The 22,639-nt window shown below is 73.0% G+C and carries 20 protein-coding genes; 8 read left to right on the top strand and 12 right to left on the bottom strand.

Going from position 1 to position 22,639, the window contains the following annotated elements:
* Nucleotides 1-51: 51 nt before the first annotated feature.
* From WME83_RS22250 to WME83_RS22205, 10 genes are all read right to left on the bottom strand, one after another.
* Complete coding sequence (locus WME83_RS22250) at nt 52-756, bottom strand: hypothetical protein (protein WP_437321295.1); 705 nt, start codon at nt 754-756, stop codon at nt 52-54.
* Nucleotides 757-1,059: 303 nt separating this feature from the next.
* Entirely contained in the window at nt 1,060-2,370 is a 1,311-nt protein-coding gene (locus tag WME83_RS22245) for a 3-deoxy-7-phosphoheptulonate synthase class II (protein ID WP_437321294.1), read from the bottom strand.
* 135 nt (nt 2,371-2,505) lie between these two features.
* Nucleotides 2,506-3,489, bottom strand: coding sequence for a hypothetical protein (locus WME83_RS22240; protein ID WP_437321293.1), 984 nt, complete (start codon nt 3,487-3,489; stop codon nt 2,506-2,508).
* A gap of 67 nt (nt 3,490-3,556) precedes the next feature.
* Entirely contained in the window at nt 3,557-5,236 is a 1,680-nt protein-coding gene (locus WME83_RS22235; protein ID WP_437321292.1) for a serine/threonine-protein kinase, read from the bottom strand.
* Nucleotides 5,237-5,656: 420 nt separating this feature from the next.
* Nucleotides 5,657-6,673 carry an RNA polymerase sigma factor gene (locus WME83_RS22230; protein WP_437321291.1) on the bottom strand — a complete coding sequence of 339 codons (1,017 nt, stop codon included), beginning with the start codon at nt 6,671-6,673 and terminating at the stop codon, nt 5,657-5,659.
* Nucleotides 6,670-7,092, bottom strand: coding sequence for a hypothetical protein (locus WME83_RS22225; protein ID WP_437321290.1), 423 nt, complete (start codon nt 7,090-7,092; stop codon nt 6,670-6,672). The genes WME83_RS22230 and WME83_RS22225 overlap by 4 nt, the downstream gene beginning before the upstream one ends.
* A 172-nt stretch (nt 7,093-7,264) precedes the next feature.
* Complete coding sequence (locus WME83_RS22220; RefSeq protein ID WP_437322026.1) at nt 7,265-7,582, bottom strand: PEGA domain-containing protein; 318 nt, start codon at nt 7,580-7,582, stop codon at nt 7,265-7,267.
* Nucleotides 7,583-7,584: 2 nt separating this feature from the next.
* Nucleotides 7,585-9,159, bottom strand: a complete 1,575-nt coding sequence (gene guaA / locus WME83_RS22215; RefSeq protein ID WP_437321289.1) for a glutamine-hydrolyzing GMP synthase — start codon at nt 9,157-9,159, stop codon at nt 7,585-7,587.
* Nucleotides 9,160-9,281: 122 nt separating this feature from the next.
* On the bottom strand, nt 9,282-9,575 hold the full coding sequence (locus tag WME83_RS22210; protein WP_437321288.1) for a hypothetical protein: 294 nt from the start codon (nt 9,573-9,575) through the stop codon (nt 9,282-9,284).
* Nucleotides 9,572-9,937, bottom strand: coding sequence for a hypothetical protein (locus WME83_RS22205; RefSeq protein ID WP_437321287.1), 366 nt, complete (start codon nt 9,935-9,937; stop codon nt 9,572-9,574). Before WME83_RS22205 ends, WME83_RS22210 begins: the two co-directional genes overlap by 4 nt.
* A gap of 70 nt (nt 9,938-10,007) precedes the next feature.
* Here WME83_RS22205 and WME83_RS22200 point away from each other — a divergent pair, with 70 nt between their 5' ends.
* The 5 genes from WME83_RS22200 to WME83_RS22180 all read left to right on the top strand — a co-directional run bounded on the left by WME83_RS22200 (nt 10,008) and on the right by WME83_RS22180 (nt 14,295).
* Complete coding sequence (locus tag WME83_RS22200; protein WP_437321286.1) at nt 10,008-11,288, top strand: glutamate-5-semialdehyde dehydrogenase; 1,281 nt, start codon at nt 10,008-10,010, stop codon at nt 11,286-11,288.
* 59 nt (nt 11,289-11,347) lie between these two features.
* Nucleotides 11,348-12,235: a ribosome silencing factor gene (rsfS, locus tag WME83_RS22195; protein WP_437321285.1), complete on the top strand. Its 888-nt coding sequence runs from the start codon at nt 11,348-11,350 to the stop codon at nt 12,233-12,235.
* 7 nt (nt 12,236-12,242) lie between these two features.
* Complete coding sequence (locus WME83_RS22190; protein ID WP_437321284.1) at nt 12,243-12,680, top strand: 23S rRNA (pseudouridine(1915)-N(3))-methyltransferase RlmH; 438 nt, start codon at nt 12,243-12,245, stop codon at nt 12,678-12,680.
* Between the two features lie 293 nt (nt 12,681-12,973).
* Nucleotides 12,974-13,513, top strand: coding sequence for a TetR/AcrR family transcriptional regulator (locus WME83_RS22185; protein ID WP_437321283.1), 540 nt, complete (start codon nt 12,974-12,976; stop codon nt 13,511-13,513).
* A gap of 5 nt (nt 13,514-13,518) precedes the next feature.
* Nucleotides 13,519-14,295: a class I SAM-dependent methyltransferase gene (locus WME83_RS22180; RefSeq protein WP_437321282.1), complete on the top strand. Its 777-nt coding sequence runs from the start codon at nt 13,519-13,521 to the stop codon at nt 14,293-14,295.
* 70 nt (nt 14,296-14,365) lie between these two features.
* Here the strand turns inward: WME83_RS22180 and WME83_RS22175 are convergent, their stop codons facing one another.
* Nucleotides 14,366-15,319 carry an SDR family oxidoreductase gene (locus WME83_RS22175; RefSeq protein ID WP_437321281.1) on the bottom strand — a complete coding sequence of 318 codons (954 nt, stop codon included), beginning with the start codon at nt 15,317-15,319 and terminating at the stop codon, nt 14,366-14,368.
* A gap of 196 nt (nt 15,320-15,515) precedes the next feature.
* Here WME83_RS22175 and WME83_RS22170 point away from each other — a divergent pair, with 196 nt between their 5' ends.
* Nucleotides 15,516-16,568 (top strand): helix-turn-helix transcriptional regulator, encoded by a 1,053-nt coding sequence (locus WME83_RS22170; RefSeq protein ID WP_437321280.1) that lies wholly within the window; start codon nt 15,516-15,518, stop codon nt 16,566-16,568.
* Between the two features lie 155 nt (nt 16,569-16,723).
* Here the strand turns inward: WME83_RS22170 and WME83_RS22165 are convergent, their stop codons facing one another.
* Complete coding sequence (locus WME83_RS22165; RefSeq protein WP_437321279.1) at nt 16,724-19,873, bottom strand: DNRLRE domain-containing protein; 3,150 nt, start codon at nt 19,871-19,873, stop codon at nt 16,724-16,726.
* A gap of 761 nt (nt 19,874-20,634) precedes the next feature.
* Between WME83_RS22165 and WME83_RS22160 the strand changes: the two genes are divergently transcribed.
* Entirely contained in the window at nt 20,635-21,486 is an 852-nt protein-coding gene (locus WME83_RS22160) for a nucleotidyltransferase domain-containing protein (protein WP_437321278.1), read from the top strand.
* Nucleotides 21,487-21,906: 420 nt separating this feature from the next.
* Nucleotides 21,907-22,575 carry a hypothetical protein gene (locus tag WME83_RS22155; protein WP_437321277.1) on the top strand — a complete coding sequence of 223 codons (669 nt, stop codon included), beginning with the start codon at nt 21,907-21,909 and terminating at the stop codon, nt 22,573-22,575.
* Nucleotides 22,576-22,639: the final 64 nt, after the last annotated feature.

Raw genomic sequence — 22,639 nt, 5'->3', positions numbered from 1 at the left:
CCGCGCGTGCGACGTCCGGCCATCCTTGGCCGGACCTCTTGGCGGGCGGAGCTACAGGGCCTGGCGGTGCGCCGGCGCGGCGCACTGGCGCTCGATGACCTTCGCGGCGTAGCGGAGCGTCTGGCGCGTGACCGCCCTCATGAGCGGCGCGGTCAGCGCGTCCCAGAGGAACAGCTGCCGCCGCGTCCGCGTGTCGGTCGCGCGGATCCGCACCTCGTACGAGAGCATCGTCCGGCGCTGGCCGTGGGGCGTCACGACGTAGCTGCCCGCCGCCTTGATGTACCCCGGGCAGTCGAACGCCTTGAACTCGGCGGCGGACCGCCTGACGTACAGGCTCTTCGCGTTCATCGGGCGCGCGATCGCGCCGACGACGATCTCGGAGCCTTCCTTCTCGGCGAGCCTGACCTGGCCGTAGTCCTCGACGTTCTGGAGCGACACGCGCGCGGGCGCCGGCAGCGGCGCGAGCCGGAGCCTGCGCCGGGCGCGACGCGCCTCGGCCACGCGGAGCGCGAGGAACGCGCGCAGGAGCAGCGAGGGGCTCCTCGCGAAGTCCACCCGCTTCAGCGCGGCGTACGTCGCCTCCGGCGTCGCCATCACCACGATTTGCTCGTTCAAGACGATGTCGGCCACCGGCAGGAAAGACTCGAGGAGCGTCGGGCAGGCGGCGGAGCGCTGCTGTCCCTCGAACGAGCTCTCCGTGATGGTCTGTCCCTCTCCCTGTCGGCTCTCACCCTGTTCTGTCGAGATGTTCTGCATGGCGAGCTACCCCCTGCGCGAGTTCATTGGGGCAGCCTCGACGGATCGCCAGCGGGCGTCTCCTGCTCCTGGTGAGGAGCGCTCGGAGCACGCGAGAGGGTTGAAATACCGCGAGACCTGTCGAGGCCACAGCGGGAATCACGGCAAGTGCGCTGTGCTCTCGATGAAAGTGAGAAAAACAAGGCGCCAGGGGCGCCGAGAGAACTCAGATGCTTTTCTTCTCTTGGCGCCCTTGGCGCCTTGGCAATTCATCTCTCATCGTCCGATTCTCGTCCGAGCGCCGCTCCGGGGCGGAGCCGGCGCTCAGCCCTTCGAGCGCCGGGAGGACTCCGACATGCGGTGGGCGATGCGGAACGCCATCTCGAGCGACTGGCGGTAGTTCAGCCTCGGATCGCACAGGCTCGCGTAGCGCCGGTCGAGATCGGACTCCGTGAGCCCCGCCCCGATGCACTCGGTCACGTCGTCGCCCGTGAGCTCGAAGTGGACGCCGCCGAGGTGGGACCCGAGCGCCTCGTGCACCTCGAAGCTCGCCTCGATCTCGGTGAGGATGTCCTCGAAATTCCGTGTCTTGATCCCGCCGGCCGTCGTCTGCGTGTTGCCGTGCATCGGGTCGGACATCCAGAGGACCTTGCGCCCCGCCGAGCGCACCGCCTCGATGAGCGGCGGGAGCCCCTCGCGCACCCGGCCCGCGCCCATGCGCACGACGAGCACGATCTTGCCCGGCTCGTCCGCCGGGTTCAGCCGGTCGAGGAGGCGGATCACCTCGCCGGGGACCGTCTTCGGGCCGAGCTTGATGCCCACCGGGTTCGCCACGCCGCTGAAGAACTCGACGTGCGCGCCGTCGGGCTGCCGCGTGCGCTCGCCGATCCAGGGCAGGTGGGTCGTCAGGTCGTAGTAGCCGGGGCGGCGCGCGACCTTCCGCGTCTGCGCCGACTCGTAATGCAGGTTGAGCCCCTCGTGGCTCGTGAAGAACTCGACCCGCGACAGCTCCCCGACAGGCACCTCGGCGAGCGCCTCCATGAACCGGAGGGCCTCCCCGACCTGCTCGGTCATCCGCTGGTAACGCTCGCGCAGCTCGCCGGGCAGATCCGCCCGCTCGAGGAAGCTCAGATCCCAGTACTCCGGGTGATGCAGATCGGCGAAGCCGCCCTCCGACAGGGACCGGATGAAATTCAGGGTGAGCGCCGCGTGCTGGTATCCCGCCACCATCAGGCCCGGATCCGGGCGCCGGGCGACGGCCTCGAAGGGCGCGCGGTTGATGAGATCCCCGAAATAGCTCGGCAAGCTCACGCCGTCGCGCGTCTCGATCGGGCTGGATCGCGGCTTGGCGTACTGCCCGGCGAAGCGCCCGAGGCGCACGACCGGCCGGCGGGCGCCGTGCACCAGCACGAGCGACATCTGCAGCAGGATCTTCAGCTTGTTCGTGACGATGTTCGGGCGGCAGTCGTCCAGCGTCTCCGCGCAGTCGCCCCCTTGCAGCACGAACCTCCGGCCGAGCTGCGCCTGGGCCAGATGGCCTTTGAGCCGCTCGACCTCCCACGAGGTCACGAGCGGCGGCAGCGCCCGGAGCTTCTCGACGGCCGCGTCGACGGCCGCGGCATCGTCGTACGGCATGGGCGCCGCGTTGGGACGTTCACGCCATGAATCAGGCGACCAAGGTTGAGCAGGAACGTACATGCGTTGAGCCCTGATATGGCAAGGCTCCCACCCGCGCAACCTTCGGTCAACGCGATCGGCGCGCGCGGGCGATCACCGGCTCTCCGGCGCGTCGGCCGCCCCGGGCGACGGCCCGACGCGCGCCTCGATCGCCTGGATGGCCGCCTTGATCTCCTTCGCGATCGAGGCGCACGGCGCCGCGCAGCGGCTCATCCCCAGGAAGCCGCACCCCTTGCTCTTGCTGGAGACGAGCGGCGTCAGGGCGTCGATCGCGCGCCGATCGCCGTCGGCCGCCGCGCGCCCCAGGAGCGCCTGCCGCGCCTTGCAGGAGGGCGCGGCGCGGAGCTCGTGCGCGACGCGCAGCGCGGGCGTCGCCCGCGCGAGGACCGCGGCCTCGGCCAGCCGCTTCGCGGCGCGCTCCTTCAGCGCGGAGCTGCCGATCGAGAGCTCGTAGAGGAGGTCGGCCCCGTGGCCCCCCATGCCGGTCGCCATCAGGTCGAGCGCGGCCGACGCGGCCTCGGGAGGGCCGCCGGCGGCGCTCGAGACGACGCGCTTCACGTCGTCGTCCGCCGCCGCCCCCGGATCGAGCTCCAAGAGCCGCTTCGCCGCCGCGAGCGCGGCGGCGTGGTACGGGGGCGGGAGCGCGTGGCGCAGCATGAGCGCCCGGAAGATCGACGGATCCTTGGGGTAGCGCGCGGCGAGCGCCTCGAGCTGGAGCACGCCGCCCGCGGCCGCAGCGGCGAGCTCGTCGGCGGGGACCGCGTCGCTCGGCCGCGGCGCCACCGGTCGCCGGGGCGCGGAGCCCGCGGGCCCCGCGCGCTCGGCGTTCACGGCAGCCTCGATCCGGGCGAGCGAGCCGTCGTCGCGCAGCAGGGCGGCGCCGAGCACGAGGGCCACGACGGCGACCGCGCCGGCCACCAGCCATCGCGCCGCGGCGGGCGCCCGCGAGAGCAGGGCGGCGCGGCCGGCCGGGGCGCCGCGGCCCGCGGTGAGGACGGTGGTCGTCCCGGGGAGCGAGCCCGGTCGATCGGGGGGGCTGCCCTGGCTGGCGCTGGTCCCGGAGGCCTGCGGCGGCATGCCCCGCTCCCCTAACACAGGCGCTGGCTGCGGCCCATGGGCGGCGTCGCGCGGCCGGGCCGCGGGCTCATCGCCGCTCGGCTCGCCACTGGAACAGCGCGGCCGCGAGCGCGGCGCCCACGCTGATCAGGAAGAGCAGCGCGTCCCAGACCGGCCATGCGATGCCGACGGCGCGCTGCAGGAACACGGCCTCGAGCAGCCGCACGAGCAGCGACGCCACCCCGTAGGCCACGAGGGCGAGCACGACGGGCGTCGTGAGCCGCGGCGCGAGCGCGCTCAGCTTCGTGTCGTCCCGCCAGACGTGGCGGAAGACGTAGAAGCCGCCGAGCAGCCCGACGCCGAACAGGGCGCACAGGACCCCGAGCGTGAGCAGCGTGGCGCCCTGGCCCGACAGCGCGGCGCTGTCGCTCCGCGCCGCGCGCGCGAGGCCGGCGAGGCAGCTGACGAGCCCCGCGCCGAGCCACCCGAGGCCGAGGCTCGCCGAGAGGAAGACCATCTGCCGCGTCAGGTACGCCTCGGACGCAGCCGACCCGGGCACGCCGAAGGCCTGCGAGAGCGCGTAGGGCCTGCCGAGCGTCACGGACGGGCGCGCGAGCGACGCGCGCGCGCTGGGCGGCTGCGCGGGCAGGGGCGCCTCCTCGAACGGCGCGAGCGCGCTCGCGAGCTCGGCCATCGAGGCGTAGCGGCCCTCCTTCTCCTTCGCCATGGCGCGCTGGACGATGACCTCCAGGTCCGGCGGGATCTCCGGGTTCACCGTCCGCGGCGCCGGCGGCTCCTCGGTCATGACGGCGAGCAGCATCGCCGTCGGGTCGCTGCGCTCGAAGGGGCGCTGCCCGGTGAGCGCGTGATAGAGGACCGCGCCGACGGCGTAGATGTCGGCCCGCGCGTCGATCTCGTCCCCCTTGGCCTGCTCCGGGGCCATGTAGGCCGGCGTTCCGAGGATCATGCCGGTCCGCGTGAGCCCGGACGGCGCGGAGGTCTTCGAGATGCCGAAATCGAGGACCTTGACGGTGGGGCACGCCGGGTCGCCCGTGAGGAAGATGTTCTCCGGCTTGATGTCCCGGTGCACGACGCCCGCGGCGTGCGCGGCCGCGATGCCGTCGCAGACCTCGCGCGCGATCCGCACCGCGGTGCCGACCGGCAGCCGGCCCCCGGACGCCGCGAGGAGCTCGCCGAGCCCCTGGCCGTCCAGGTACTCGGCGATGATGCACGGCCGGCCGTCGCTCAGCCGGTTCACGTCGAAGATCTCGACGATGTGCGGGTTCCGGACCGACGCCGCCGCCTCGGCCTCGCGCTGGAACCGCGCGAGGATGGTGGGCTGCTGGGCGAGCTCGGCGTGGAGCGTCTTCAGGGCGAAGCGCTTGCCCGGGATGCGGGTGTGGTGCGTCTCGTAGACGCGGCCCATGCCGCCTTCTCCGAGGAGGCGGACGATGCGGTACGCCCCGGCCACCGTGGTGCCGACCAGCGGATCCGCCTCGACCGGCGGCTCGCCCGGCGCGCTCGCCGCAGGCGGAGCGGGGGGACGGACCGTATCGGCGGTCGCGTAGTGCGCCGCCGCAGCGGGTCCCATGGGGACGTTGTGGGGCCGGACCGTCACCGGGGCCACGTCGTGCGCCGCCGCGCTTCCCCCCGGGGGAGGAGGCGGGCGCACCGTCTCCGCGGTCGTGGACGGGGATGCGGCTGCGGCGGCCTGGGCCTGTGCGGCGCGGACGGCGGCCAGGGCGGCCTGCCGCTCCGTGTCGCTCATGACGCGGGTCGGGCCCTCGCCCTCCTCAGGAGGCGACGGGGGCGCGCCGCCAGCAGCGCGGGACGCGGGTACGGCAGGGCTGCCCGAGCGACCGGGCGAAAAGCTCGAATCCGACACGCTCAGGGCCTCGCTCCCATGGATCCGGGTCGATCCTCGCCGGAGGCGGGGACCGACGATTCGACGCCAACGCGCGGGCGAACACCGCGAAGCGACGCTACCACGGATCGCGCCGCGCGAGGGCGCCGACCTACCGAACCGCGATCGGTATGCGATGTCGAGGCGTTCGCGCGGCCGGTCCGGTTATCGCCGCACGGTGGTCGGATGGTCAGCCCGCGGGCTGCTCAACCGGGGCCGGCTTCTGCTTGGCGGCCTTGCGCTGCTCCGCGTCGAGGAGACCGATCCGCGCCTTCTGGCAGCGCTTCAGGCGCTTCTTCTTGAGCGGGGTGGCGAGCCATTCGTGACGCAGACGGACATTCCACTTCGGAGTATTGGCCATGATCGTAGGACTTTCTCTGCGAGGGGGGCGGAGACTACACAAACGTGCGGGGGCGTCAAGCTGACAGTGCGGTCGTCCGCTTCATATTTGTTGCGCTCGCCCTTCCGCGGCGAGGTCGGGCGCTCGCCGCTCCGCGGCGAGGTGGTGACGACGGCGGGCGCGTCGGCAGCGCCGTCGCACATCGCGATCCGGTGCTGGAGACGGAGCCAGAGCGCGCCCGCATCGGCCGCGGGGACGGTCGGGAACACGGCCGCGGCGCGCAGCAAGGACGCGGCCGCGGCGTGGAGGGGGCGCTCCGACGCGGTGAGGGCACGCAGGGCGCTCCGGCGCTCGGACGACTGGCGCGCGACCGCGGCGCGGAAGTCCTCGCGGGCGAGGCGCAGGCGGGAGCGGACCGTGTTCTCCTTGAGCTCGAGCTCGCGGGCGATGTCCGCGACCGCGACGCCGAGCATCTCGTACATCACGAGGATCACGCGCCGCTCGGGCGCGACCTTCCGGAGCAGCGCCGTCACGACCTCGGCGCGGTCGTCGCTCGCGAGCGATTGCTCCGGCGACGGCGTCGGATCGCGCCCGTCGAACGGCCAGGACGCGCCGGCGCCGGACGGGATCTCGCGGCGCCGGTGAGCGCGCGCGTGGTAGTGGCTCATCTTCCGCCACGCGATGCCGAACAGCCACCGCTGCAGCGCCGCCTCGGGCGTGATGCGCAGGGGCGGCGGCCCGTCCGCGGGGAGCCCGGGGGAGGGCGCGCCGTGGTAACGCCACGGCTCGTAGCCGGGCAGGGCTCGGTGGGCCGCGAGGAAGATCTCCTGGAGCATGTCGTCGACATCGTTCGTCTCGACGCCGAGCCAGCGGAGCGCGCGGTGCAAGAACGGCAGGCCCACGGCGTAGACCGTCTCGAACGACGGGTGCGCCGGCGGAGAAGGCGGCGAGGGCGACGTCATCCGGCCCCCCGCACCTGCGGGAAATCCGCGCCGGCGTAGGTGGGGTAGGGGCGCGGCGCGGGCCGGCCGGCGGGCGGATCGGACGCCGGAGGCGGGCGCTGCCATCGCTCGAGCGGCTCGAGCTCGACGAGCATGTCCAGGGAGGTCCGGAGCGAGAGGCGGAAGTCCTCGTCCTCGGCCGCTCGAGCGCCGTGGAACGCGACATAGAAGAGCACGGTGCCGAGCTGCGTCGCGCGCGGATCCCCCCGGCGCTGCAGGAAGCGATCCGCGAGATCGCACAGGGCATGAAACAGGCGGCCTCCCGGGCGGTGACTCCCGGGACCGCACACCTCGAGGGTGGCGCGCCGGCGGGCGCGCCGGGCCATGTTCTGCGTGGAAGGCGCGCGCGACAGCGCCCTCGGACGGGTCCGATTCGGCATGTTCCTGTCCACCGTAAGCCTGAGGTTGAAGGCGAATGCGCGCTGCGCGCATCCATCTCCCTGGATTACGGAGAGCGCCTGGAGATGATTTCGTCCTGCGCCGTCGCGCGCCCGCGAGGCGACGACGAGGCGACCGCGTTCATGGCCCGAGCGGCGTCTGCCCGGCGAGGCGTCAGTCCGGCACGGGCGTGAGCTGCACCTGAAGCTGGAGCGGCGGGTCGCCGCTCTTCGCCTCGACGAGGCGATCCCAGGCGAAGTAGCCGGCCTTCTCCACGGTGATGCGGTGCGCGCCGGGCGGCAGCGCGACGCCGCGGGCGGCGACGTAGGCGAGCGCGCCGATGTACTGGTCGTCGATCGTGACCGACGCGTCGGGCACGTTCCCCTTCATCCGCAGCGAGACCGTGGCCGGCGTCCGCGCGACGCACGACGAGAGCCCGAGCAGGAGGAGCGCCAGCGCGGCGCGGGGCCGCCTCGCGTTGCCGCCGGCCATCGTCACTCCCACTCGATGGTCGAGGGGGGCTTCGACGACACGTCGAGCACCACGCGGTTCACGCCGCGCACCTCGTTGATGATGCGCGAGCTCACCCGCGCGATGAGGTCGTAGGGCAGCCGCGCCCAGTCGGCGGTCATGCCGTCGGTCGAGTGCACCGCGCGGAGCGCGATCGCCTCGTCGTAGGTGCGCTCGTCGCCCATCACGCCCACCGAGCGGACCGGGAGGAGCACGCAGAAGCTCTGCCAGAGCGACTCGTAGAGCCCGGCGGCGCGGATCTCCTGGTCGAAGATCGTGTCGGCCGCCCTGAGCACGCGGAGCTTCTCCGGCGTCACCTCGCCGAGGCACCGCACCGCGAGCCCCGGGCCGGGGAACGGCTGGCGGTAGAGGATCTCCCGCGGCATGCCGAGCGCCTCGCCGGCGGCGCGCACCTCGTCCTTGAAGAGCTCCCGCAGCGGCTCGATGAGGCCGAGGTTCATCCGCTCGGGCAGGCCGCCGACGTTGTGGTGGCTCTTGATGACGGCGCTCGGCCCCTTGAACGAGACGCTCTCGATCACGTCGGGGTAGAGCGTGCCCTGGACGAGCCACTTCGCGCCCTCGACGCGCTTCGCCTCCTCCTCGAACACCTCGATGAAGAGGCGGCCGATCACCTTGCGCTTCTGCTCGGGATCCACGACGCCGCGCAGCCCCTCGAGGAAGCGCGCCGACGCGTCGACCGCGTCGAGGTTCATGTGGAAGTGGCCGCGGAACGTCCGCTCGACGGTCTCGGCCTCGCCCTCGCGCAGCAGGCCGTTGTCGACGAAGATGCACGTCAGCCGGTCGCCGAGGGCGCGCTGGCAGAGGACCGCGGCGACCGAGGAGTCGACGCCGCCCGAGAGGCCCAGGATGACGCGGTCGTGCGGGCCGGCCTTCTCGCGGACCGCGGCGATCGCCTCCTCCACGAACGACGCCGGCGTCCACGTCGGGGAGAGGCCGGCGACGTCGAAGAGGAACGCCTGGAGGATCTCCTTGCCGCGCGGGGTGTGGACGACCTCGGGGTGGAACTGCAGGCCGTAGAGCTTGTCGCGCTCGCGGGCGACGGCGCAGAGCGGGCTGCCGGCCGTGGTGCCGAGCGCGACGAACCCCTCCGGCATCGACGTGAGGCGATCGCCGTGGCTCATCCAGACGTCGATGGAGTCGCCCTCGGCGAAGCGGGAGAAGATGCCGGTCGGGCGGTCGATCCGCACCGTGGCGGGGCCGTACTCGCCCCCCGTGTGCGCGCGCTCGACCTTGCCGCCGAGGTGGTGCGCCATGAGCTGGAGGCCGTAGCAGATGCCCAGCGTCGGGACGCCGAGCTCCAGCACCTCGCGGGAGCAGTGCGGCGCGTTGTCCCCGTACACGCTGGCGGGGCCGCCGGAGAGGATGAGCGCGCGCGGGGCGAGCCGGCGCAGCTCGGCGATCGGCACGTCGAAGCGGTGGATCTCGCAGTAGACACCCGACTCGCGCACGCGCCGGGCGATGAGCTGCGTGTACTGAGAGCCGAAATCGAGGATGACGACGAAGTCCCGACGGGGTGAGAGCATGGCTGCCGCTAGCATGGCGGGGCTGGATCCGCCAGCGTCGGACGGGCCGGGGCACAGGCGAAGCGCTCGCCGCGCAGGCGAAGCGCTCGCCGCGCAGGCGAGGCGCTCGCCGCGCGGGCGTCACGGCTGCGCCGGCGTCACGGCTGCGTGGGCGGCGGCGGCGGCGAGGGCGCCGGCGGCGCGCCCGTCGGCGGCGCGCCCGGTGACGGGGCGAGCAGCGGCGCGCCTGGCGTCGCCGCCGGCTCGTCCGGCGAGGCCGGCGCCGCGGGTGCGTCGCCCACGCCGCCGTCGTACGCGCGCGGGCGCTCGTACTCGGGCGGCGGACCGGCCGGGAGCGGCTTCGGGGAGGACGAGGAGCACGCCGCGGCGAGGAGCGCGGCGACGGCCGCGGCGACCGCGGCGACCTGAGAGGCGTGGCGAGGGCGTGTCATAGCTCGACTCCGCTGCCGCTCCCCCCGGCGTTCACGGGAGGAACAGGATGCGGCGGCAACTCGGGAGGACCGAACGGATCGGGCGGCATCTGGAGCCTCTCCGGATCGGCGAACGGCGAGGAGGGGACGGGGGGCGCCGGCGGCGCCTCGAGCGGCGCGCCGCGCGCGTTCGGCGCCGCGCGCGGGATGCCCGTGCTCGGCGGGGCGGGCGCGTCCTCGGCGGCGTCCGCCCCGCCGCACGCCGCGGGCGCGAGCGCCGCGACGAGCGCCCCCGCGAGGAGCGCCGCCCGCGGCGCAGGGCGGGCCGGGCGGGAGCGGGGTGCGAAGGACGCCTGGCTCGAGCTTCGGAGATCGCCGGACACGGCCGGTACGCTAGCACGGAGGCGCAGGAGAACGGTTGGCCCGCGCAGGGAGGCGAGCTAGGTTCCCGCTGTGGAACAGAGCAACGTCGATCTCGAGGGCACGCTGCGCGCCCTCTGCCTGCGCGCCCGGGCGGCTGCCCGGGCCCTCGCCCCCCTGGACCGGGCCCAGAAGGACCGCGCGCTGCGCGCCATCGCCGAGCGGCTGCGCGCCGAGGCCGGCGAGGGCAAGCGCTCCGCCGTGCTGGCCGCGAACGCCGAGGACGTGGCCGCGGCGCGCGCCGCGGGCGTCTCCGAGGCGCTCGTCGACCGGCTCGTGCTCGACGAGGCGCGGCTCGCGTCGATCGCCGGCGCGGTGCTCGAGGTCGCCGCCGCGGGCGATCCGGTCGGGCAGGTCATCGGGATGGAGCGGCGACCGAACGGGCTCCTCGTCGGGCAGGTGCGCGTCCCGCTCGGCGTGATCGCGATGATCTACGAGTCGCGCCCCAACGTGACGGTCGACGCCGCGGTGCTCTGCTTGAAGAGCGGCAACGCCGCGATCCTGCGCGGCGGCAAGGAGGCGGCGCGCTCGAACGCGGCGCTCGGCGCGCTGCTCTCGGACGCGGTGCGCTCGGTCGGGCTCCCGGCGGACGCGGTGCAGATCGTCCCCTCGCTCGATCGCGAGGCCACGCGCCTCCTGCTCGGCATGACCGGCCTCATCGATCTGGCCATCCCGCGCGGCGGCGAGGGGCTCATCCGGTTCGTGGCCGAGAACGCGCGCGTCCCCGTGATCCAGCACTACAAGGGCGTGAACCACCTCTACGCCGACGCGGGCTGCGACGTCGACATGGCCCTCCGCCTCGTCGACAACGGCAAGCTCCAGCGCCCCGGCGTCTGCAACGCGCTCGAGTGCCTGCTGGTGCACGAGAGCGTCGCCGCGCCGCTGCTCGCCCGCGTCGCCGCCCTCGCGGAGCGCGGGCTCGAGCTGCGCGGCGACGAGGCCACCTGCGCGCTCGTGCCGTCGGCGCGCAGGGCCTCGGAGGACGACTACGGGCGGGAGTTCCTCGCGCCCATCCTCGCGGTGCGGGTGGTGAGGTCGCTCGACGAGGCGCTCGAGCACATCGGCCGCTACGGGTCGCTGCACACCGAGGTCATCTGCACGCCGCGCTACGATCACGCGCAGCGGTTCGTGCGCGAGGTCGACGCGAGCTGCGTGCTCGTGAACGCGTCGCCCCGGTTCAACGACGGCGGCGAGCTCGGCCTCGGCGCCGAGATCGGCATCTCCACGACGAAGCTCCACGCCTACGGCCCGATGGGGCTCGCGAGCCTGACGGCGCTCAAGTGGATCGCATACGGCGAGGGGCAGACCCGCTGACGCGGGCGAGACGAGGGGCGCCCGGCGACCTCAGGGGCGCAAGAGAAAGCGAGAGAACGTTGGCGACGAAGAAGGACGCAGGCGAAGGGAGCAGCAAGCCGCGGGCGAAGTCGGGATCGAAGGCGGGCGACAGCGCGGAGCCCCGCCTTCCGGCGCGGAAGAAGGCGAGCACGGCCAAGGCGGGCGCGACGGGGCGGGCGTCGTCCGCGGCGAAGACGAAGCGGCCGGCGTCGCCCCGGATCCGCGCCTCGCACGCGGGCGTGGGCGAGGCCGGCGCGAAGAAGACGGCGCGCCGCGCGCTCGGCGGAGGCGACGAGGTCGAGCAGCTGGACCGCCCGGAGCGGCCGATCCCGGCGGATCGGCCGGCGGCGCGGCCGCGGCGTTCGGCGCGGGACGCGGGCGACGCGCCGCGGCCTGCGCGGGGCGGCGGCGAGGGCTCGGCCAAGGCGATGCTGCCGCTCGCGGGGCGGTCTCCGGCGCGGAGCAAGGCGCCGCTCGCCGGCCCGAAGCGCGCCGCCGCGCGGCGGAGCGCGCCGCCGCCGCCCGAGCCGTCGGCGCCGGCGCGCGAGCTCGCGCTGACGCTGGCCGCGGCGGGGCTCGACAAGAAGGCGATCGGCGTCGAGATCCTCGAGGTCGTGGGGCGCGTCGACTACGCGGACTACCTCGTGATCATGACCGGCCGCTCCGACCGGCACGTCCACGCGATCGCGACGGGCCTGGAGGAGGCGGTGCGCAAGCAGAAGCTCGCGCCGCTGTCCATGGAGGGCCTCGCCGCGGCGACCTGGGTGCTGATCGATTTCGGCGACGTGGTGGTGCACGTGTTCCAGGAGGAGACGCGCCGCGTGTACGACATCGAGGGGCTCTGGATCGACGCGGGCCGCGTCCCGGTCCCGGAGGAGAGTCCGCCGCCGGGGGCGCAGCCCGCCCCGCGGTTCGATCCGAGCTGAGCGCGCCGTGCGACTCATCGTCGCCGCCGTCGGGCGCGTGAAGGACAAGCCGCTGCGCGCGGCGATCGACGAGTACCTCGGCCGCGTCCGCCGCTACGTCGCGTGCGACGAGATCGAGATCCCGGACGGCCCGCCGGCGAAGGTCGGGCCGCTGCTCGCGCGCGCGTCGGCGGGGGCCAGCGTCATCGCCATGGAGGTGAACGGCAAGCCGCTCGGCAGCGAGGCGTTCGCGGCCGGGGTGGAGCGGTGGGGCTCGCGCGGCAAGGGGGTGGTCGCGTTCCTGATCGGCGGGGCGGACGGGCTGCCGGCCGACCTGTCCGCCGCGGCCGACGATCGCTGGAGCCTGTCGCCGCTCACGTTCCCGCACCGCCTCGCGCGGCTCGTGCTGATCGAGCAGCTCTACCGCTCGATGACGCTGCTGCGCGGCGAACCGTACGCCCACTGACGTCCACCGACGCCCGCCGAGGCGCGCGTCACGGCCCCTGCGGGCGCGCGCGCCGCCGGCCGCACGGGGCGCCTTCCGCGTGCGAGCGCCTGCCCGTGCGCTGCGCGCGGTCGCTCGACCTCCGGCCGGGGCGGCGTTCGGGCTCGTCGCGTTCCGCCTCGCGCGCACGTCTTCGCGCCTTTTCCTTGCTCTGGAGCTTGCGGATCGCCTCGACCCAGGTCATTGATTGAACGTTCAATCAAATGTCGCCCCGACGCCGGCACCCCCAACCAGAAGACGCCCGTACGCACCTGATGGACGCCGCGCTCCGGGTCTTCGCCCGTCACGGCTACGAGGGCGCCAGCGTGCGCGACATCGCCGCCGAGGCTCAGGTCGCCTCGGGGCTGCTGTACCACTACTTCCCTTCCAAGCAGGCGGTGCTAGAGGCCCTGTTCGAGCGGAGCGCGGGGCTCGTCATGGAAGCCTTCGCCCGCGCCGCGGCTGTCCCGGAGCCGCGCGCCCGGCTCGGCGCGCTGGTCGGCGTGAGCGCGCGTCTGGTGCGCGAGCACGAGCAATTCTGGCGGGTGTCGTACGGGGTTCGCTTCCAGCACGCCGTCGTCGCCGGCCTGGCCGAGGGCATCGCCGCCCAGTCAGCCCTCTACCTTCGCCTCTTCACCGCGCTGCTCGCCGAGATCGGACGGCCGGAGCCGGAGCTCGAGGCGCGCCTCCTCTTCGCCGCGCTCGACGGGGTGTTCCAGCACTACGTGCTCGACCCTGCGAGCTACCCGCTCGACGCCGTCATCGAGCGCCTTGTCCACCAGCACGGCGGTGTGCCCGCCAAGGAGCCGTTATGAGCCGCATGCAGCTCGTTGAGCTCGAAGACCTCCCCTGGTTTCCCCGCGTCCTGCGCGACGGTGGCACCGCCTTCCTCAACCTCGCCGAGCGCGCCTCGGGCCATGCGCGGATGCTCGTCGGCCCGCTCGAGCGCGCGATCGACGCGACCGGCGAGACCCGGCTCGTCGACCTGTGCTCGGGCGGCGGAGTGCCGGCCGCCGCCGTCGCGGACGAGCTCGCGAAGCGCGGTCGCAAGGTCACGGTCACGCTCACGGATCTCTACCCCAACCTCCCTGCGTTCGAGCACGCCGCCCGCGGGAGCGGAGGCGCCGTGGTGGGCCGCGCCGCGCCGGTGGACGCGACCGCCGTCCCCGCAGAGCTCACGGGCTTCCGCACGGTCTTCAACGCGTTCCACCACTTTCCCCCCGAGCAGGCGCGGAAGGTCCTCGCCGATGCGGTCGCGCGGCGGCAGCCCATCGGCGTCTTCGAGGTCGTGAGCCGTGAGCTCCCCATGCTCCTCGGGCTCCTCTTCACGCCGCTCACGGTCACCGTCTCCATGCCCTTCTGGCGCCCGTTTCGCTGGGCGTGGCTCCTGTGGACGTGGCTCGTCCCGGTGATGCAGGCCTTCGTGCTCTGGGACGGCCTCGTGTCCTGGCTGCGCATCTACAGCGTGGAGGAGCTGCGGGCGCTGGTCGCAGAGATCGACGCGCCCGACTGGGTCTGGGATATCGGCACCATCAAGCTCGGGGACGCGCCGCTCCACGGGACCTACCTCGTCGGCTACCCCAAGCCGCGCGCCTGATCCGCGGCGCGCCGCGCGCGCCGGTCGCTGAGCGCCGCGCGCGCCGGTCGCTGAGCGCCGCGCGCGCCGGTCACTCCTTGGGCCAGTCGGGCGCCGCGAGGTCCATCGGGCCGTTGAACCACCACGCATAGGCGGCCTCGTCGGCCTTCTTGCATTCACCGAACGTCTTCGCGAAGTACTCGCCCCAGTGGGGCGTCCGGCCGTCGACGTCGGTGAAGCCGTACTCCCTGGCGAGATCCCACGAGCTGAAGACGCGGCCGGACTTCGCCGCGACGTTCGGATCGGCGGCGAGCGCCGCGATCGCGCGGCCCACGTAAAACGGCGTCTCCGAGGCGATGAAGTGCGGGTCCTTGGCGGTCGCGTCCCGCCAGCTCTCCTCGGTCACGCCGAAGCCGTCGAGCATCGCCTCCGAGCGCAGGAAGCCGGGGGTGATCGCGAGCGCCGTCATGGCGGGGTGGCGGCGCAGCTCCCAGGCCATGGCGAAGGCGAGGCGGATGACCGACATCTTCGCGAGGTCGTAGAAGAGGTTGCCCCGGTAGCCGAACGTGTCGCCGTCGGTGACCTCGACGATGAGGCCACGGTCGCGCTCGAGCATGAGCGGCACCGCGTGGCGGCTCGTGATGATGTGCGAGGTGACGGCCCGCTCGAGCAGGAGCTTCCCCTTGGCCAGGGAGAGCTTCCAGAACGGCTGGCCGAACTCGGTGAGCTCGTCGCCGCCCCAGACGTCGTTGACCAGCACGTCGAGCCGCCCTTCATCGCGCCGGATCCGGGCGCAGAGCGCCTCGACCTGCTCCTCGACGGTGTGGTCGACCTGCACGGCGACGCCGCGCCCCCCGGCCGCGCTCACGCGCTCGGCGGTCTCCTCGATGGTCTCGGGGCGCTGCCCCGTGGCGGGCCGGCCGCGGACGCTGCGGCCGGTGCAGTAGACCGTCGCGCCGGCCTCGCCGAGCGAGCACGCGATGGCGCGCCCCGCGCCGCGCGTGGCGCCGGCGACGAGGGCGATCTGTCCTTCAAGCGGTCTCATACGCTGTCTCCTCCTTGCGTGCCGGAGCTCGCGGCGGCGCTGGGTGGTGCGCGCGGCGCCGCGGCTCATCCTCCGGGGACGCTACGGGACGATTCCTGACACCTTCTGTCATGAATTGCGCGTAGGCTGATCGCCGGATCGGACGGGAATCGGACGGGCGCGGAGCCGTCCACGAGCCACGGAGAGAGGATCGCTCATGCGCGCGGATCGGCTGCTCAGCTTGCTCTTGCTCCTCCAGCAGGCGAAGAGCCGGCAGCTGACGGCCGAGGACCTCGCGCGCCGCCTCCAGGTCTCGGCGAGGACGATCTACCGGGATCTCGACGCGCTGTCGTCCGCGGGCGTGCCCGTCTACGCGAACCGCGGCCCGAACGGCGGGATCGCGCTGCTGGAGGGGTGGCAGACGAGCCTGACGGGGCTGACGCAGGCCGAGGTGCAGGCGCTCTCCGCGGTCGCGGCGCCGGGCGCCCTCGCGGACATCGGGCTGTCGGCGGCGCTGCAGAGCGGGCTCATCAAGCTGTCGGCGGCGCTGCCGGTGGTGCAGCGGTCGATGGCGGAGCACGCGCGGCAGCGGCTCCACGTCGACGCGTCGGGGTGGTTCCAGGGGAGGGAGGTGGTGCCGCACCTCGACGTCCTGCGGGAGGGGGTCTGGCAGGATCGCAAGGTGTGGCTCGCGTACCGGGACTTCGACGGGGCGGCGAGCGAGCGGGTGGTGGAGCCGTACGGGCTCGTGATCAAGGCCGATCGCTGGTACCTCGTGGCCGGGACGGCGGAGCGGGGGCCGAGCGTGTTCCGGGGGGCGCGGGTCGAGGGGGCGCGGCTCCTCGACGAGGGGTTCGCGCGGCCGGAGGGGTTCGACCTGCCTTCGTGCTGGAAGGCGTGGTGCGAGCGCTTCGCGGAGCGCCGGGCGAGCTACGTGGCGACCTTGCGCGTGACCGAGGAGGGGGAGGCGGCGCTCCGGCGGATCCGGCCGAGCGGCGAGCACGAGCGGTGGGGGCAGGGGAAGCGCGGGCGCGACGGGACGAGGACCGTGACGGTCGACTTCGAGCGGGAGTCGATCGCGGTCTCGCAGATCGTGGGGCTGGGCCGGGGCGTCGAGGCGCTCGAGCCGGCGGCGCTGCGGGCGCGCCTCGAGGCGATCGCGGCGGAGCTCCGCGCGGTGTACGGGCCGCGCCCGGCGGCGCGGGCGCGCGCGAGCGCCGGGGCGGCGGCGCCGCCGCGGAGGCGGGGAGGCAGGAAGGCGGCGAGGTAGCTGCGCGCGGAGGCGGCTCGCGCGCGGGAAGGGCGATGCGGGGGCGAGGACGGTCAGCTCACGGGATGCCGGCGGAGAGGGTCAAGGGACGCGGCTTCGGCGCGAGGGCATGACGAGGAGAGCGTCTCACGGAGATCTCGCGGTCCTGCCCCGGGTTACTCCGCGTCGGGGCACGAATAGCCGATCTCCCAGCCCTGGACTTGGACGCCGCCCGCGCCGTCGCTCGTCGGATTGAGCTTTACCTGCAGCTCCAGGTAATCCGCCTGCGCTCCCGGCGGCCCTCCGAGGGCGCCGGCGAGATCGACCGCGCACGGCGGCGTCGAGGTCTCGTCGCACACCTGGGTGTCGGCGGGCGTGGCGTGGGCGGTCGCGGCGAGCGTCACGGGCGCGGCGTCGAGGTCGGCGGGGTCGTCCGCCGCGCGCACGAAGAGCTCGACGCTCGAGTCCTCCGGGGTGACGGTCCGGTAGGTGAGGTATTCCCACCGGGCCTTGGTCCCCGGCGGGCAGACGCCGTGGTAGCGCTCCCAGCTCGTGGTCATGGGCGTGAGGGCCTCGGCCGCGCACGGGACGGTCGCGCGGACCTTCCCCGGGCTGGCGCGGAGAGCGGTGCACGTCTGCGGGCAGAGCTTGACGCTCGTGTTCGACGCGTCGGCGAAGTACCAGCCCTGGCCGCAGCTGGCGAGGTCGGCCCGGGGCGTGAGCACGGTCTCGGTGCCGGCGCTGTTCACGTGGACGACCGACACCGAGGCGGGATCCGACGCGCCGGCGAGGGGGACCGTCACGTCGCAGGCGAGCGCCTGGCCGCGGATCGAGACGAGCGCGTCGCGGAGGGTCGTCGCCAGCCCCGTGCCGGCGGTGAGGTTGAACGCCCGCCCGCCGCCTCGCATCGCGATGAGGTTGATGATCTCCGCGTTCGAGTTGCCGAAGCCCACCGCGTGCACGCGGACGCCGTGGTTGTCGTAGGCATTGCGCGCCAGCTCGGCGATTTGGTTCGGGACGGTGTTGCAGTCCGACGGGATGCCGTCGGTCACGAGCACGACCGCGACCTCCTCCTCGGGGTGGGCGTTCTTGTAGTTGATCGCCCAGCTCGTGGCGCCGTCCAGCGCCGGGTACATGGGCGTATCGCCGCCAGTGCCCGGGCTGCTCGTGTAGAGCGCGTTGTAGAGCGCGAGCTCCTGCTGATCCATCGGCCAGGGGTCCGCGGTCAGCCTCCGGGCCGCCGTGCCATCGAAGGGGACGATCGGCATGTCGCAGTCCCTGACGGCGTCGGGCGGGCAGGCGCCGGCGATGTCGTCGCACGGGCCGGGGTTGTTGTGCGGCCAGAACCGGAGCGCGACGCCGAGCCCCGCCGACGCCGGATCCTCGAAGAACGCCCTGAGGGCGGCGCGCGCCGGGTTCCATCGGGAGGCGCTCACGTTGGTTCCCCCGGAGAGCGCCATCGATTCGGACCGATCGAGCGCCACGAACAGGGTGGCCGGCCTGATCATCGAGACGCTGGCCGTGGCGATGCACGCCGGCGACTCGCACATGGCCGACTGCTGATAGATGCTCCCGTTGTTGCCGCACTGGCACTCGGCGATCTGCCCCGGGCCCGGGGGGTTGACGATGAGCTCCATGCCGTCGGCGACGCCCGTACAGCCGGCCACGCTGATGCACTCGCCCGGGGCGATCGGCTGCGCGGTCGTGCAGGCGAGGGTCCCGCCGGTCGGGCTGCAGGAGTTCAGGATGCGGCTCGGAGCCGAGGAGGGGAGCTGGCCCGCGCCCGCGGGATAGCGGTGAATCGCGATGCCCGCGGGCGCCGGCATGGTGCCGCGGTTGCAGACCGGGATGGTCCCGTCGCAGGGCACGCCGACCGTGAGATCCACGCCGCTGCACGCGGGGTTCGTCTGGTTCGGCAGGTAGGACTTGCAGAGGCCCTGTTGCACGCCTGGATCGGCGCCGCACGCGGCGCCGCACTCCTGCTCGGCCAGGGCGACGCACGTCGCGTCCCACGAAGCGGTCGGCGGGGTGCACGATTTGCCAGGACACTGGGTCGCGACGAGGTTCCTGCAGGTGGTGTTCCATTGCGGCACGCACGCGCCGCCGGAGAGGATGGTCGGCGGGGGGCAAATCCCGGAGTTGGGCGGATCGCACCTGCCGCCGGCGAGCAAGATGCTGCCCACTCCGATGAGCGCCGCGCACTCCGCCGAGCTCGTGGGGTGGATCTCGCAGCAGAGCGGCCAGACCGCGCAGATGTTTTCGATGCACGGGTCGCCGCAGGTCGTGGTCATGTTGGTCGCGGTGCCGGTCTGGCAGGCGTCATGTCCACAGTCGGCCGGTATCGTCGGCTGGATGCAGCAGCTCGGCCGAGCGTCGCAGACCTTCGCGACGCAGCCGCTGCAGGTCGTCAGCAGGGCGCCGCCGGTGTCGCACGGGTCGTGGGCGCACGCGCCCTGCGCGGGGTGCTCGCAGTACTGGTCGAACTGGCAATCCTCGCTGGTCGTGCAGGGCTCGTGCGTGCCCTGCCGCGCGACGGACTCGGGCAGCTCGTCGATGTCCCCGACCGACCACGCGTACGCCGGGCCGCTCCCTTCGAGATCGACGGCGCTCCCGCCCGGCGGCCCTTCGAACGACTGGCCGTCGCAGGCGGGGCACGCGCCGCCGCAGTCGACCCCCTTCTCGCTGCCGTTCTGGATCCCGTCGTCGCACGTGACGTAGCAGAGCTCGAGCTTCGGCCGCTCCTCGACGACCGACTTCTCGCTGCTGCGGAAATCGGTCCGCTGGACCGGGTCTTCCTCGAGGAGGACGCCGTGATTCGCGGCCTCGCCGCTCGCCCACGCCCGCGCGAGCTCGGTGACGTCGGACGAGCGGAAGCCGGAGCCGCCGCCGGCGGTGAACGACGCGGCGATCGCCGGATCGAACGCCTCGCCGAAGCTCGCCCAGGTCACGGCCGCCTCCTCCCAGGCGCTCGTGGCGCGGTGGACGCGGACCGTGCTGTCGACCGTCTTGAACGTCTGCGAGAGCGACAGGCTCGCCGACACGACCTCGGCGCCCGGGGGCAGGCCGGAGAGATCGAACCGGAGCAGGCTGCGCCGGAGCCCGCCGCCCGCGCTCGTCCCCGTGCTGAGCGTCACGCCCGCGCCATCGTTCCAGCTGGGCGAGCTTTGCCAGAGCACGGCGTCGGCCACGCCCGCCGGCCCAGCGCCGCGCTGGATCGTGGTGCACACCTGTCCCTCGGTCGACAGCGCGAGCGCGGCGCTGCCCGCGCCCTCGTCGCCGGCGCCGCCGGGATCGGCGGTGCAGCCGGCCGCGAGGGCGCTCGTCACACCGGCGCATAACGTCGTGAATATCTTCTTTTTATTTCTCATAGGCAGAGATTCCCCCTGACACGCTTCGTGGTGAGCCCCGCCGAGCCCCGCCGGATGCGAGGCCGGAGTCTTGGAGCCTCGCCGTCACGACCGCTGGTACGACGCGAGCGCGCGGCGTGAATCGATGATGAGGCTCAAGACAGATATCCGCTCATCGTCGCGCGGCGCATTCAGTCGTGTCAAGGCCGCGAAGGAGAAGATCCTGTGTCCCGGACGCGGGGCGGAGCCGCGCGCCGCCCTTGTCGTCGAGGCGTTCGTCGGTTGTCGTCGGTTGAGCTGCCGCCCCCTGGCCGGCCAGACCGCGTGTCGTCGCCCGGCGAATCAGGCCCATCGACGAGCGGCCGCCCGCCGGGGAGGCACGGGCAGCTCCAGCCTGTGGGGGCTGCTGCCGCCTTGTGCGCGGCGAGCATGGGGGCCTGAACGCCGCAGGCCCACGCTCGAGCGTGGTTCGGAATCGTGCGTCGAGATCGTGCGTCGAGATCGCGCGCCGAGATCGTGCGCCGAGATCGTGCGCCGAGATCGCGCGTCGAGACCGAGATCTCCAGCGAGACTGTACGGGTTCGGGCGGTGCGATGGACTTGACTTCTCGGATGTCGTTTGCTCTTCCTAGTTGCTTCCCCGATCGATGCACCGCAAAGGCCGACTGGACAGCTGACACCTCGAGCGATCGTGCTGAAGCCCATCGACGTATTCATTTCCCACGCGGGGGCACGATCCCGGTGACCCCCGACGCGCAAGCCGACGCTCTCGCGCGATGCCTCTGGCCGGAGCTGTCGCCGAGGTACGCGAGCGCCCTCCGCGCGGCGGTCGGCTTCGTGCTCGAGCGGTTCGAGCCCCTGGCCATCGTGGCGGCCGGATCGATCGTCCGCGGCCACGGGGATCGGTCGAGCGATCTCGATCTCTTCGTGATCCACGGCGCTCCGTACAAGCAGCGGTTGCAGCGCTGGTTCGGGGAGGACGTCCCCGTGGAGATCTTCGTGAATCCGCCCGCGGCCGTGCGCGAGTACTGGGCCGCCGAGCACCAGCACGCGCGGCCGTCCGCCGCCCACATGATCGCCACGGGCTTTCCGGTCCTCGGGTCTCCGCTCCTCGACGAGCTCAGGGCGGAGGCCGCCGCGTGGCTGGCGAAGCGCTCTGACTTCACGCCGGATCAGGACGCGTGGGAGCGGTACAGCGCCGCGACGCTCCTCGAAGACGCCGTCGACGTCGCCGAGCGCGACCCGGTCATGGCCAGCGCCCTGCTCGCCGAGGCCGTGCTGGCGATCCTCCGGTACCACCTCCGTGCGCGCAACGGCGTCCTGCCCCGCACCAAGGAGCTCTTCGCCGAGCTCGATCGGAGCGACCCGGACGTCGCCCGCCGCGCGCGCGGGTTCTTCGAGGCCGCCGCCCTGGAAGATCGGATGAGCGCCGCCCACGCGATCGCCGACGCGTGCATCGGGGCGCGGGGGTTCTTCCCGTGGGAGTCCGAGCGGATCCCCGTGGCGGCGCCCGGCGGCGACGCCGGCCCGGGTCGCGCTGCGGCACACGTGAGCTCCTTCGACGCGATGAATTCCCCTGCGCGTCAACGTTGATCTCACTGGAAGAGCGACATCGCAGCTCAGAGATTTCCCGGATCAGAGAAATCCTGCGATGTAACGTGAATCTTTTCAGGTTCGCGGTCCCTGGCGCGATCGTCTCAGAGGCCCGCTTTCTCTGCCGCAGAGCCGCCGGCGCGAGCGTCGTTTGAATCCATCATCGGTCTAGGTGCGAAGAAGAGAGAGCGTCGCGCTCGGCGAAATGCGCTGGCTATGTCCGGCACAGACGCTCATCATTTGATGTCTTCGCACGAGAATGTCCAATGGATCGCGCCAACGTCGCTGCTTCATGTCATGATAAAGCAGGCACGTAGTTGAGGGGGTCCAGTGAACATGCGTAAAGCTGTCGTGAGTGCGTCGACGTCCGTCGTCCTGGCCTGTGCGTTGTGCGCGTTCTCCGCTGCTTCCCCGAGCGCGATGGCCGATGAGCACGGCCCCGCGGCGGCGAGCGGGCAGGAGGACTCGAAGCCCGGCCAGACCCAGGACATCGAGCGGCTCATCGCGGTCGAACAGCTCCCGGCGCCCGTCTATGCAGCGCTGATGAGCCTCGGGAGCAACCTCAAAATCCTGCAGATAGAGGAGAGCATCGACGGGGGCGGCGCGACCTACGAGATCGACCTGCTGATCGGAGACACCTATTACGAGGTGGAGCTCGACGCCGGGGGCGCCATCATCGCCAGCGAGATCGAGGCCTGGATCGTGCCCCTGGCCAGCATCCCCGAGGGCGCGCGCGCGGCGATCGCGGAGGAGGCGGCCGGCGCGGTGATCCTGGAGGTGCGCATGGAGATCGAGGAGGACATCGGGGAAGCCGTCTACGAGGCCGACATCCAGCGAGGCCGGCGAACCTACGCGCTCAGGATCGACGGCCGCGGCACGCTGATCGAGCGCGACATCACGATGGACATGCTCCCGCCGGGGGCTTACTGGGCGCTCGTCCTCGCGGCCCGGGGCGGCTGGATCGTGGAGCTCGACGAGGAGCTGCACGACGGCAAGCTCTCCTACGAGGCGAACATCGTGATCGGGGGCGTGGAGTTCGAGATCTCGGTGGACGCGTACGGCAACGTCGTCGAGGTGGATTACCCGTAGGCTCGGGTGCCAGAGACCCCGCCAGGCCCTTGAGCTCCGCGCGCCTGCGGGACGCTGCGGAGCT

The organism is Sorangium sp. So ce385 (assembly GCF_051474135.1).
Lineage (GTDB): Bacteria > Myxococcota_A > Polyangia > Polyangiales > Polyangiaceae > Sorangium > Sorangium cellulosum_D.
Note: the sequence above shows the minus strand (reverse complement) of the source record. Positions and strands in the feature narration are given on the sequence as shown.